At 63.4% G+C, this 12271-nt stretch carries 12 protein-coding genes; 4 read left to right on the plus strand and 8 right to left on the minus strand.

The genetic code is table 11. From position 1 onward, the window contains the following. Positions 1-8 precede the first annotated feature (8 nt). The gene (gene hslV / locus NTZ43_03345) at positions 9-554 is read right to left on the minus strand and encodes an ATP-dependent protease subunit HslV (GenBank protein ID MCX5766246.1); all 546 of its coding nucleotides are present in this window, start codon (positions 552-554) and stop codon (positions 9-11) included. A 152-nt stretch (positions 555-706) separates the two neighbouring features. Between hslV and NTZ43_03350 the strand changes: the two genes are divergently transcribed. The 3 genes from NTZ43_03350 to NTZ43_03360 are packed head-to-tail and all read left to right on the plus strand — an operon-like array spanning position 707 to position 2787. Next, complete coding sequence (locus NTZ43_03350) at positions 707-1243, plus strand: sigma-70 family RNA polymerase sigma factor (protein ID MCX5766247.1); 537 nt, start codon at positions 707-709, stop codon at positions 1241-1243. Next, positions 1230-1778 carry an isoamylase early set domain-containing protein gene (locus NTZ43_03355; protein ID MCX5766248.1) on the plus strand — a complete coding sequence of 183 codons (549 nt, stop codon included), beginning with the start codon at positions 1230-1232 and terminating at the stop codon, positions 1776-1778. The genes NTZ43_03350 and NTZ43_03355 overlap by 14 nt, the downstream gene beginning before the upstream one ends. 40 nt (positions 1779-1818) lie before the next feature. Then, on the plus strand, positions 1819-2787 hold the full coding sequence (locus NTZ43_03360; protein ID MCX5766249.1) for a threonine/serine dehydratase: 969 nt from the start codon (positions 1819-1821) through the stop codon (positions 2785-2787). Positions 2788-2887: 100 nt separating this feature from the next. On the opposite strand, the gene xerC is transcribed toward NTZ43_03360, so the two are convergent. Together xerC and NTZ43_03370 are read right to left on the minus strand one after the other, a co-directional pair. After that, positions 2888-3817, minus strand: a complete 930-nt coding sequence (xerC, locus tag NTZ43_03365) for a tyrosine recombinase XerC (GenBank protein MCX5766250.1) — start codon at positions 3815-3817, stop codon at positions 2888-2890. 28 nt (positions 3818-3845) lie between these two features. Continuing rightward, entirely contained in the window at positions 3846-4406 is a 561-nt protein-coding gene (locus tag NTZ43_03370; GenBank protein ID MCX5766251.1) for a PepSY-associated TM helix domain-containing protein, read from the minus strand. Positions 4407-4508: 102 nt separating this feature from the next. Here NTZ43_03370 and NTZ43_03375 point away from each other — a divergent pair, with 102 nt between their 5' ends. Continuing rightward, the gene (locus NTZ43_03375; protein MCX5766252.1) at positions 4509-5201 is read left to right on the plus strand and encodes a deoxynucleoside kinase; all 693 of its coding nucleotides are present in this window, start codon (positions 4509-4511) and stop codon (positions 5199-5201) included. 39 nt (positions 5202-5240) lie between these two features. On the opposite strand, the gene trmFO is transcribed toward NTZ43_03375, so the two are convergent. From trmFO to aroC, 5 genes are all read right to left on the minus strand, one after another. Then, a complete protein-coding gene (trmFO, locus tag NTZ43_03380) occupies positions 5241-6593 on the minus strand; it encodes a methylenetetrahydrofolate--tRNA-(uracil(54)-C(5))-methyltransferase (FADH(2)-oxidizing) TrmFO (protein MCX5766253.1) in 1353 nt (450 codons plus the stop codon). Continuing rightward, positions 6575-7849, minus strand: coding sequence for a porin (locus NTZ43_03385; protein MCX5766254.1), 1275 nt, complete (start codon positions 7847-7849; stop codon positions 6575-6577). The genes trmFO and NTZ43_03385 overlap by 19 nt, the downstream gene beginning before the upstream one ends. A gap of 94 nt (positions 7850-7943) precedes the next feature. Next, complete coding sequence (gene topA, locus NTZ43_03390; protein ID MCX5766255.1) at positions 7944-10400, minus strand: type I DNA topoisomerase; 2457 nt, start codon at positions 10398-10400, stop codon at positions 7944-7946. A 98-nt stretch (positions 10401-10498) separates the two neighbouring features. Continuing rightward, a complete protein-coding gene (locus tag NTZ43_03395) occupies positions 10499-11020 on the minus strand; it encodes a shikimate kinase (GenBank protein MCX5766256.1) in 522 nt (173 codons plus the stop codon). A gap of 3 nt (positions 11021-11023) precedes the next feature. After that, positions 11024-12217 (minus strand): chorismate synthase, encoded by a 1194-nt coding sequence (gene aroC, locus NTZ43_03400; GenBank protein MCX5766257.1) that lies wholly within the window; start codon positions 12215-12217, stop codon positions 11024-11026. Between the last annotated feature and the right edge of the window lie 54 nt (positions 12218-12271).

Below are 12271 nucleotides of genomic sequence, written 5' to 3' on the forward strand. Positions count from 1 at the left end.
ATCGAACATCATGATGCCGGTTCAATGACCGTGACGTGTTCGTTTGTATAGATGCAGATTTGCCCGGCAATAGACAGCGACTTCTGCACGATCTCGCGCGGGGTAAGCGACGTTTCCTGCAACAACGCGCGCGCCGCCGCCTGCGCGTAGGGACCGCCACTCCCGATAGCAAAGACGCCATCGTCAGGTTCGATAATTTCGCCCGTGCCACTCAGCACAAAACCCGTGTGCCGATCCACCACCACGAGTAACGCTTCGAGACGGCGCAACACGCGGTCGGAGCGCCACTCTTTGGCGAGCTCAACTGCCGCGCGCTGCAAGTTGTCGGGATGACGATCGAGCTTTTCTTCGAACTTTTCAAACAAGGTGAAGGCATCGGCGGCAGCACCGGCAAAACCCGCGAGCACCTTGCCGCCCTTGAGGGCGCGGACCTTGATAGCGTTGGCCTTCATGACCGTGTCACCGACGGTGACTTGGCCGTCGCCGCCGATAGCGACCTGATCGCCGCGGCGGACGGCGAGGATGGTCGTGGCGTGGATGGTTGGGAGGGGCATCTGACAAATCTATCCTAGGCCGTGATCGGTCGTTAACGGTTCACGGTTAACGGTTAACCGTTAACTGTTGTCACCAAACAACTTACGGCTCCGCCGGCATCCTTGTAAGCCTGCCATGTGACCAAAAGAGCATGACTGGGGTTTTAATCCACGTGACCCTCTCGGACTCCGACGCGATCAAGGCCGTACAGGCCGGCGACATTGAGGCATTTGCGGTACTGGTCAACCGGTACCAAGACCGCCTGATGCGCTATGCCGCGCATTTACTCGGCAATCGGCACGACGCCGAGGAGGCCGTGCAGGAAACGTTCGTGCGTGCGTACCGTGCGTTGCCGCGCTACGAACACCGCGAGCAGTGCAGCGCCTGGTTGCTACGCATTCTCATCAATCGGTGCCGCACCGCTGCGTCGCGCCGACGCGAGCACGAACCGCTCGAAGCGGCCGATTTCGAATTCACCACCGACGAAGATCCCGTGGAACGCCTCGCGGTGCGCGACGAACTGGCCCGCGCGATGGCGCAACTCACCGACGAACAGCGCGAGGCGATTGCATTGCGCTTTGGCGAAGACCTGAGTTTTGACGAGATGGCGGTGGTGACTGGCGCCGGCGTCTCCGCACTCAAAATGCGCGTTCAGCGGGCCTGTGCCCGTCTACGCGTCCTGATGGAGGGACACCGTGCAGCCGTTTGACGATTCACTTTCCGAGTCCCTGGCGCGCGAAATGCGCCGCGTCCCGCAGTTGGGTGATGTGGCTCGCGCCCGCACCATGGCCGCCGTGCGGCGTGAAGCACAGCGCCCACTTCGTCTGGGATGGCTCTCGCCGGTACTCGGCGCGGCATTGGCCGCCTCGCTCACCGTTGTTGTGGCGGGTGGCGCGTTGCTTGGTAGCAATCCCCTTCGTAACGCGTCGGTTCAAGCGGCTGCGCCAACCGTTAGCCTTGGCTCGTCGCTCCGCGATTCGCTCTTGCTCGTGCGCTTTGCCTTCTCGGCGCCCGCGGCCGCTCGCGTGGCGCTCGTGGGCGACTTCAACGACTGGGGCTCGCGGCGCACGGCGCTCGCTCGCTCCGCCAACGGCGTCTGGGTGGGCGAGGTCGCGATGGCGCGGGGCCGTCACCGCTACGCCTATGTGGTGGACGACACCGGCTGGGTCACGGACGCCGTGGCACTCGACACGCTCCCCAATGGTCGCCGCGCGGCGCGACTCGAGTTGGTGAATCAGGAGTAACGGTCCTCCCCTTCGTGCGGAGGGAGCGTAACTTTCGGAGATGACCACTCCGATCACGTTCGACGACGTTCTGCAGGCACAGCAACGCCTCTCCGCGCACCTCACGCCGACGCCGCTACGCCGTTACCCCCTGCTCGATGCCCTGGTAGGCCACGGCATTGAAGTGTGGGTCAAGCACGAGAACCACCAGCCCACGCAGAGCTTCAAGATCCGCAACGGGCTCAACAGCATTCTCGCACTCACGCCGGAGCAAACGGCCAAGGGCGTGATTGGCGCCAGCACCGGCAACCACGGCCAAGGCGTGGCGTATGCCGCGCAATTGCTCGGCGTGCCCGCGGCCATCTGCGTGCCGGTCGGCAACAATCCGGAGAAGAACGCGGCCATCCGCGCGATGGGCGCCGAATTAATCGAAGTGGGCGACCGCTACGACGAAACCATTCTCGCCTGTCAGCGCATCTGCGCCGAACGCGGCATGACCTTGGTGCACTCCACCAACAATCGTGACGTCATGGCCGGCGCTGGGACGATGACACTGGAAATGCTCGAGCAGCAGCCCGCGCTCGACGCCGTGCTCATTGCGCTTGGCGGTGGGTCACAGGCCGTGGGCGCCCTCACCGTGGCGGCGGAGAAGAAGCCGTCACTGCGTGTGTACGCTATTGGCTCTGAGGGCGCGCCAGCGCAGTACGAATCGTGGCGCCGCGGCGAACGGCTGACTGGAATGCCCGTGAACACGATGGCCGAGGGGATCGCCACCGGCGCAGCGTACGAAGCCACGTTCGACACACTCAAGGCTGGACTGGCCGGGTTCTTTCAGGTAAGCGAAGCGTCGCTCTACGAGGGGATTCGCGATCTCATTCGCATTACGCACAATCTCCCCGAAGGGGCAGGCGCGGCTGGTCTCGCCGCGCTACGCCAGCACGCCGCGGAGTTTGCGGGTCAGCGTGTGGCGATTGTCATGTGCGGTGGCAATCTCAGCGACGCCGCGCTGCGAAAAGCGATTGTCGGGTAACGACGCGGCGCTGCGAAAAGCGATTGTCGGGGAACGACGCGGCACCTCGGCAGGTAATCGCCCAGTCGCACCAAAGGCTCTATCGCGCACCCGCCCTGCATTACGCGCGAGGGTGCGCGTTCTTGTACACCTGTCGCAGCCGCTCCACACTCGTATGCGTGTAAATCTGCGTCGTGGAAATGGACGCATGCCCGAGTAGCTCCTGCACCGCGCGCAAATCCGCACCCGCGTCGAGCAAGTGTGTGGCGAACGTGTGCCGCAGCGAGTGCGTCGAGAGCCCCGCTCCCTCGTCCACCTCGCCCAGCCAGCGCGTGACGGAGTTCTGCACCGTCTTGGCGGACATGCGCGTGCCGCGCTGGCTCAAAAAGAATGCGGTGCGATCGGCGGCCAGCCCCATCTGCTTGCACAGGAGATCGCGCACCCGCTCATAGTTGCGCAACGCACGCTGCGCGTGATCGCCCACGGGTACAATCCGTTCCTTGCGCCCTTTGCCGCGCACCTTCACGAGCCCGGCAAGTAAATCGAGATCGGCGCGATTGATGCCGCGGAGCTCCGACAGACGAAGCCCCGCCGAATAAAACAGTTCGAGAATCGCGAGATCCCGCACGTCCGTGTACTTGCCTTCGCCCGCGCGCGTGGCGGCAGCGGCAAAAAGCGTCTCCACTTGCCGACGGTCGAGATGCCCCGGCAGATGCCGATCGAGCTTGGGCGACCCAACGCTCTTCGCGGGGTTCGACGCCACGAGATCGTTGCGGTGCAAAAAGGCGTAAAAGGTGCGCACGGCCGACAGCGCACGCGCCATAGACCGCTTGGCGAGCCCACGCTTAGTGAGCCGCGCCAAAAAACCGCGCATCGCGAGGCGATCCACCTTCTCCCACTCCCACTCGGCGGCGCCATAATACTCGCCGAGAAAGTCGCAGAACTCACCGAGGTCGCGGCGGTACGCCTTGACCGTGTTCGGCGACACATCACGCTCCTTTTGCAGGTGCGTGAGAAAGGCGGCAATGAGATCAGCGGGCGGCGGCGTCACCTGTGGAAGATACCGCGTCCGCGCCCGACTACCAGAAGATGCGCTTGATCCCCTGCTGATTGGGCCGGCGCATACGCCAGTACACAATGATGCCGCTGAGCGAGATGAGCGCGAGCGCGAACCCCCAGAACATCGCCACCACGAGACCGCCGTCGCCAAAGGCTTCGCCGCTGTGCAGGCGGACGAGGAACGGCTTGTCGGTGTAGTCTTCGTTGCTCAGCAGCGCGCCGGTGGTGGCGTCGAATACGAGTTTGCGATCTTCCCCGCCCTTTGGGTTGCCGGTAAAGATCGTGACGGTGGGCTGCTTTCCCTTGAACTGCACGTCGATTTTGTCGATCGGCCGTCCCGGTGCTGCGGTCGCGGCGGCAGCGACGGCGCGCGCCACGGGGTCTGTGGCGGCGGCTGGCGTGCCCGTTGTTTGGACTGGACTCACGAGGTCGCGCGTGGCTTCCCGAAGGGCCTCGTCCTCCCCCCAGAACTCATTGGCGGCCACCAGGACCCCCGTGGAGCCGCTCCAGAGGAGAAAGAGCGCAGCCCCCCACCCAATCCACCGGTGCCACTGGCGCCAAAACCGCGTATTGAATTCCATGAAAATCCGCTCGAAGTTGTCAGTCCGCCCAGACGGGGGAAAATGCGTCGCGGACCCTCCCGCCGCCATTCACCCACCCTCAGTACGCGCTAGATTTGTCATATGTTGCTCGGCGTCGCTGGCATGATCGGATCAGGGAAAACGACCCTCTCGAAGGCGCTCGCTGAGCGCTTCGGGATGCAGCTCGCGCTCGAGAGTGTGGACGGCGATAACCCGTACCTCGAACAGTTCTACTCCGGCCCCGAAGGGATGCGCGCCTACGGCATGCATCTGCAGCTGCACTTTCTGGCCACGCGCTTTGGCTCGATGCGGAAGATGCGCGGCATGGGCGGGAGCTGGGTGCTCGACCGTACCTGGTACGAAGACGCCGAAATTTTTGCGCGCGGATTATTCGAACAAGGCTACATGAGCGAGGACGACTGGACGCTCTACTCGCGCCTCTACGGCGAGTTGCTGCACGCGCCGGCCGCTCGCCCACCGCGGTTGCTCGTGTATCTCCACGGCCCGCTCGACACGATTCTCGAGCGCATCGCCACGCGCGGCCGCCCCAAAGAGCGCGATGCCGATCCCGAATACTTCGGCTCGCTCCACGCGCGCTATGAACGATGGATTGAGTCGTTCAAGAAATGCCCGGTGCTGCGGCTCGACGTGCGCGAATACGATATTGTGGCGGATCCCGAAGCGGGCGATCGCATTGCCGCGATCGTGCGGCGCGAACTCGAAGGGGAAATCCCGCAGACGGAACTCTGGCCAGCGGTGACGCGTCGCGCGCCGGGAACCCGCGGCACACGCTAGGCACGCGCTAGGCACACCCTCCGCAGCTGCCAGCAACCGCTAGGCGGCCGTGAGTCCGTTCGCCAGCATCCACGCGTTGAGATCTGCGAGCGCACGCGCTGCATACAGCTCGCGCTTTTTCATTTTGTCGCGCGGCGGATCGGCCAGCTCTTCGAGCAAACCGAAGTTCGCATTCATGGGCTGGAAGTGCTTGGGGTCGGCCTCGCGCAAATACCGATAGAGCGCGCCGAGCATCGTCGTGGGCGGCGGCACCACCGGCTCGAGGCCTCGCAGCAGGCGATCGAGATTCACGGCCGCGAGCAGTCCCGTCGCTGTGGATTCCGTATAGCCTTCCACGCCCGTGAGCTGGCCGGCGAAGAGCGTGGTTGGCGCATCCTTGAGTGCCAGGTGCGGCAGCAGCGACGCGGGCGCATTCACATACGAGTTGCGGTGAATGCTGCCAAAGCGAAGGAACTCCGCCTGCTCGAGCCCCGGAATCATTCGGAACACGCGCTGCTGTTCCGGAATGCGAAGCCGAGTCTGGAAGCCGACGAGATTCCACATCCGTCCCGCACGATCTTCGCGGCGAAGTTGCACCACGGCCCACGCACGTCGTCCTGTTTTCGGATCGGTAATTCCCACCGGCTTGAGCGGCCCAAAGCGGAGCGACTCGCGGCCACGGCGCACCATCTCCTCCACCGGCATACACCCTTCGAAGTACGGCACTTTGTCGAACTCGTGCGACGTATGCACATCTGCCGCGATCAAGGCATCGATAAATACTTCGTATTGTTCCTTGTTCATCGCGCAATTCAAGTACGCGCCTTCGTCGCCTTCGCCGGCCATCGTCTCTTTGCCGTAGCGAGACGCCTTGAATACCACGTCGTGATCGAGCGATTCCACTGAGAGAATCGGGGCAATGGCATCGTAGAAAGCGAGCGATGCAATGCCCAGCCGCGCGCTGATCTGTTGCGCCAGCGCATCGCTCGTGAGTGGACCGGTGGCAACAATCCCAGGGGCCGGGAGTGCTGCGACCTCACCGCGTTCCACGCGAATGTTCGAGTGCGCCAGAATGCGATCGTGGACGCCGGCAGAGAACACGTCGCGGTCCACCGCGAGCGCGCTGCCCGCCGGCACGCGTGCCTCGTCGGCAGCGCGCAAAATCATGGAACCGAGCACGCGCATCTCGGCCTTCAGCAATCCGTGCGCGTTGGTGACCTCGGTGCTCTTGAACGTGTTCGAACACACCAGTTCAGCGAGCTTGTCGGTTTTGTGCGCAGGGGTGCCGAGTACCGGCCGCATCTCGTGCAACACCACCTGATGCCCGCGCTCGGCCAGCTGAAACGCGGCTTCGCTGCCGGCGAGCCCGCCGCCTACAATGTGTAGTTCAGCCACTAAAAATAGACCTGCCACCGCGCTTGCACGTAGCGCTCAGCTCGGCGGTCACCAGTTTTGGCGCCGCCGGTGAAGGTGGTCTGCTCGTATGCAAGTTGCACTTTGGTGGAGCGCGTGTTGTACCAATTCGCGCCGACACCGATTTCCGTGGCGCGGCGTGCGGCGGTCGCTGGATCAGCGAACACTGGAAAAGCCTCGTCGCCGATACTCACGGCAGCGATGCGCATTCCCACCTGCAGCGCACCCCAGTGTTGCAACGAAGGATCGAATGCGGGCGACGGCGGAATCCCGTCGGCGCCCGAAGGTTCTCCCGTGACCGTGTACTGCGTGGAAATCAGCCAGCTCGTCAGCGGCACGGTCGCGACCGTCGTACCCTTGGCCACGACTTGTGTGTTGTGATTGAACTCGGCCGTGGTGCCCCATGGGCCTTCGTGCACATAGGCGAACGCGCCTGCACGAGTGCGTCGCCCAGCCGCGCGCACGCCCGCAGCGTCCTGATAGGAAAACCAGCCAAGTTGCGCCGGCGTCTTGAATAGCGCGAGTTGCGAACCCGCCGCGGTAGATCCCGTTTCGATACCGGTGGCGCCATAGGCGGCGATGCCGATGCCTTGGTCCACACCGCCTACCTTTTTGTGCACGGGCCGCCACCAGAGGCGATACGTATAGTCCTTGGCGTCATTGACGTCAGCGTCCTGTGTCGTACCACCGTCGGGCGCGCCATTGAACACACCAAACGACCACTCAAGCGTCCCCTGCCCGACGCCTCCGGTGAGCAATAACCCTTCATCGCGACTGGCGAGCAGATTCGACGACACGCTCCGCTCTGGCAGCAACTGCGCAGAAATGGAGGTATATCGCTCAAGGCCACCCGGCGTCTTCTGCTTGCCGGCACGTAGCCACCACTCGCCACCAAGCCCCACGTCAATGAACGCATCCTGCAACGGCGATGGCCCCGACGGAATGCCCACGTCGTACATCAACCGAAAAGCGAGCCACGGATTCAAGTTTGCATCAAAGAACACGCGCGACCGGCGAATCACAAAGCCGCTCGGCGCCGCGTCGTTCGTATCGCTCAACACAAAGCGCGTGTCGGCGGTGACGTAGCCGCGAATCTTGAGTTGTCGCTTGTGATCGGCCGAATGTAGACGCAAGCCGTCGTCGTCGTAGGCAACGAGCGAGCTGTCGGCGGTCATCGGCCCAAGTCGCGCCTGCGCGGAGATCGTGCGCGGTGTAGCGAGCAACAGTGCGAAGAACAAACCCAGGGCGCCAGTCATCGCGACGGACGTCACGAGGCAGGCGCCACGCGTGCCAACTACGAAAAACGCCCGCCAACCCGCGCGGGCGCTTCGTGAACACACCAATACCGCGTCAGGCACTCGCGGTCTCCGCCTCCGTCTCCGACACCTCGGCAATGCTCCACTCATTCGCGCACTTGAGGCATTTCCGATACGTGCCACGGGTTTTGCTCGACTTGGCCTCAGCGCCCACGTTGCCGCATTCGGCACAGGTCTCCGACACCGGTTTATCCCAGCACACAAAGTCGCAGGTCGGATAGTTCTCGCAGCCATAGAACGCCTTGCCGCGCTTCTTCGAGCGGCGTGCGGCAATATCCCCGCCGTCCTTGGGACACTTCACGCCCGTGGGCATAGAACGTGTTCCACGGCACTTTGGGAAGGTGCTGCATCCAAGGAACTCACCGCTCCGTCCACGCCGCACGACCATCATCTTGGCGCAGAGCGGGCACGGGTGTTCGGTTAACACGGGAGGCTGCTTTTCACCCTTGAGCGGCCGCGTGTACTTGCAGGTCTTGGGATGATTTTCGCAGGCCACGAACGGCCCGAAGAAGCCACCCTTGGCCACGAGTTTGCCGCCGCAGGTCGGGCATTTTTCGTCCGCGAGTCCGGCCAGATCGTGCGCCTCGTGAATCAACCCTTCGTAATCCACCGCCGAGAGCGCCTTTTCAAAGGGCGCGTAGAACTCCTTGAGCACGCGCTGCCACGGCATCTCCCCTTCTTCCACCTTGTCGAGTTCGCGCTCCATCGAACGCGTGAAGTCGACATTGAACTCGTTGGGGAACTGCTTCACCATCACCTTCTCCACGCTCTCACCGAGTGGCGTGGGGAAGAAGCGGCGCTGTTCGAGTTCGGCGTAATGCCGCTCGGTGAGCGTCGAGATGATGCTCGCGTAAGTTGACGGGCGCCCAATGCCGAGGCGTTCGAGTTCTTTGACGAGCGACGCTTCGGAAAAACGCGGCGGCGGCTCGGTAAAGTGCTGTGTCGGCTTGACCTCGCGCACGGGCACATGCTCGCCCGGCTCGATGGCCGGCAATGCTTGTTCGTCTTCGAGCGCCTTGGACTCCCCTTCTTCGCGCGATTCCTTATACAGCGAGAGAAAGCCCTGGAACTTGATCACCGAGCCCGTGGCGCGGAACAGATAGCGGAACACCTTGCCGGCAAAATCAAAATCCACCGTGGTCGTATCGAACACGGCCGGCGCCATCTGGCTGGCCATAAAGCGCTGCCAAATGAGTTGATAGAGCTTGAACTGTTCCGGCGACAGATATTTCTGCACCGAGTCCGGCGTGCGCGCCGGATCGGTCGGACGAATGCCTTCGTGCGCGTCCTGCGCATTGGTATCGCCGGCGGCGCCGTACAGCATGGGCACCTTGGCTAGGAAAGCCTCGGCGTAGTTGAGTCGCAGGAAATCACGCGCCTGCGCCACTGCGCTCTCCGCGACGCGCGTGGAGTCGGTACGCATGTATGTAATGAGACCGACCGAACCCTCAACCTTCCCGAGTTCGATGCCTTCGTACAGGTTCTGCGCCAACCGCATAGTGCGCTTGGAGCCAAAGCCAAGTTTCTTGGCGGCTTCCTGCTGCAGCGTGCTGGTCTTGAACGGCTCTGCCGGATTCTTGCGACGTTCGCGACGCTTGATATCCGTGACGTCAAAGAAGGTGCGCCCCGCGAGGTCGTCGAGAATCGCCTGTGCATGCGCACCGTCGGGAATCGTCGCCTTGAGACCGTCGAGATGGTGTAGCTTGGCCGTAAAGGGCTGGCCATCGTGCTCGAGCGCTGCGGCAATGGTCCAATACTCCGTCGGACGAAATGCGCGAATGTCGCGCTCACGCTCCACGAGCAAGCGGAGCGCCACGGTCTGCACGCGACCCGCCGAAAGGCCCTTCTTAACCGTCTTCCAGAGCACCGGACTCGCCTTGTAGCCCACGAGACGGTCGAGCACGCGGCGCGCCTGCTGCGCATCTACTTTGCGCTGGTCAATGTCGCCCGCGCGTTCGATCGCGCGGTTGACGGCTTCCTTAGTGATTTCGTGAAAGAGCACGCGCTTGATCGGGGGCGCGGAACGTCCCTTAATTTGGCTCTGCACATGCCACGCAATCGCCTCACCCTCGCGATCAGGGTCAGTGGCGATGAAGACAGCACGCGCGCTCTTAGCGGCAGACTTGAGTTCCGCGACCGTCTTTTCTTTTCCGGGGATGGTGACGTAGTCGGGCTCGAACCCCTGCTCCACGTCGATGCCGAGCGTCTTGGTGGGGAGGTCGCGAATGTGGCCGACCGTCGCCTTCACCGAGTAGCTGGATCCCAGATACTTCCCGATCGTCTTCGCCTTGGCCGGCGACTCGACGATCACGAGCGCCTTGCCAGAGAGATTGACGTGTTCGGTTTCGTCCACCTCTTCGGCAGCAATGGCCGCGCTCGTCTTGCGACGGACGGTGGCCTTCTTCTTGGCGACCGTCTTGGCGACGGCCGTTTTTTTGGCGGCCGTTTTCTTTGTGGCCGTTTTGGCGGCGGCTTTCTTCTTTGTTGCCATTATCCCTCTGACACTCGCGGCCGGAAACGCCTGAATGGTCGCCCCGGCCTGCAAGATAGGCTCTCTATAGTTGTGAATCCGTCCAACAACGGGCAATCCTAGTCCCTGTTCCCCGCCCCCGCAAGTTCAATTATCCTTACCGCCACGTCAGGTGGCACAAGCAAATCAGTGCTAAGTGTATGATTTGCTTGCAGATACAGTTGTTCCCGATCGGCCAATAACCACTGTAAGGCGGCCAAAGGTGCGGGGCCTGTCAATAACGGACGTGCAGCCGCCGCATCACCCATGCGGGACAGCGCCACCTCCGGCGAAACGCGCAGGTAGATGGTCGTGGCTGGCGGCCAAAGCAGCTCCAGATTGCCCGAGGACGTGATCCAACCACCCCCTGGGGCCAACACCATCGGCGGAGCGGCTTTCAGCTCCAGGGTGAGCACGCGCTCAAGCGCCCGAAAGTGCGCCTCTCCCTTCGCGGCGAAAATTTCCTGCACCGAGCTCCCTTCGCGGCGCTCGATCTCGGCGTCGAAGTCGAGAAAGGCGCAGCCAAGCGCGGCGGCCACCAACGGACCCACGGTGCTTTTGCCCGACCCAGGGAGCCCGACAAGAATCAGGTGCCCCTGCACCGCTCAGTTCCCGAGCCGCTTGGCGATGTGCGCGAGGTATGCGTCGAGATTGCGTCGCAGTTCGGCGAGCGAGTCACCGCCGAACTTCTCGAGCATCGCGTCGGCGAGCACGATGGCCGTCATGGCTTCGGCAATCACACCCATCGCGGGCACCGCGGTCACATCGCTGCGCTCCGCGGCGGCTTCCGCGGCGGCGCCAGTTTTTGTGTCGATGGTGCCAAGCGGACGCATCAATGTGCTTATGGGCTTCATGGCCACGCGCAGCACGAGCGGCTCCCCGGTTGTCATGCCGCCTTCGAGTCCGCCGGCGCGATTGGTGCGCCGACGCACATTGCCAGTGCGCGTCTGCCCGGGCGCCATCTCGATTTCGTCATGCACTTCAGCGCCGGTACGACGCGCGGCCTCAAAGCCCATCCCCATCTCCACCCCCTTCACGGCGGGGATAGACAGGATGGCAGCCCCTAGGCGCCCATCAAGCTTGCGATCCCAGCTCACGTGGCTCCCCAGCCCCACGGGGAGGCCATCCACAACCACCTCGCAGATGCCGCCGAGCGTGTTTCCTTCGCTCTTGGCAGCATCAATGCGGGCAATCATCTCGGCTTCGGCTTTTGGGTCGAGCGTCCGCAGCGGCGAGGCATCGGCCGCGGCGTTGATATCGGCGGGCATTTGAGCAGGGCGCACCGCGTCTACCCCACCGAGGTGTACAAGGTGCGACCCGATGCGCACGCCGAGTTCGGCGAGCAGGCCGCGCGCCACAGCACCAGCGGCGACGCGCGCCGTGGTCTCACGCGCTGAGGCGCGTTCGAGAATGTCGCGCGCGTCTTCGCGATCGTACTTGAGGACACCCGTGAGGTCGGCATGCCCCGGCCGCACACGGGTGACCTGTCGCTTGCGCCCCTCGGCGTGATCTTCTTCGCGCGGCGCGGGATCCATAATGGCTTCCCAGTTCTTCCAGTCGCGATTCCGAATGAGCATCGCAATGGGCGCGCCAATGGTTTCGCCGGCGCGCACGCCGGAGAGAAACTCAATCTGATCTTGTTCGATTTGCATGCGTCGACCGCGGCCATAGCCCTGCTGGCGGCGGGCGAGCTGGTGATTCACCTGCTCAGCGAGTAGCGGCAATCCAGCGGGTGCGCCCTCGACAATGGCGACGAGAGCGGGGCCGTGCGATTCACCGGCGGTCACAAAGCGGAACACGGCAGTTCGAGCGAGAGGGTGGGACAAACGCCAAGGGCTCGGCGGTTCGCCGAG

The sequence above is a fragment of the Gemmatimonadota bacterium genome (assembly GCA_026387915.1).
GTDB lineage: Bacteria > Gemmatimonadota > Gemmatimonadetes > Gemmatimonadales > Gemmatimonadaceae > Fen-1231.

Excerpts from the sequence above, each read along its gene's own strand:
- NTZ43_03385 (MCX5766254.1), bottom strand. The coding sequence starts at position 7,849 with ATGACTGGCGCCCTGGGTTTGTTCTTCGCACTGTTGCTCGCTACACCG.
- hslV (MCX5766246.1), bottom strand. The coding sequence starts at position 554 with ATGCCCCTCCCAACCATCCACGCCACGACCATCCTCGCCGTCCGCCGC.
- NTZ43_03360 (MCX5766249.1), top strand. The coding sequence starts at position 1,819 with ATGACCACTCCGATCACGTTCGACGACGTTCTGCAGGCACAGCAACGC.
- NTZ43_03370 (MCX5766251.1), bottom strand. The coding sequence starts at position 4,406 with ATGGAATTCAATACGCGGTTTTGGCGCCAGTGGCACCGGTGGATTGGG.
- topA (MCX5766255.1), bottom strand. The coding sequence starts at position 10,400 with ATGGCAACAAAGAAGAAAGCCGCCGCCAAAACGGCCACAAAGAAAACG.
- NTZ43_03375 (MCX5766252.1), top strand. The coding sequence starts at position 4,509 with ATGTTGCTCGGCGTCGCTGGCATGATCGGATCAGGGAAAACGACCCTC.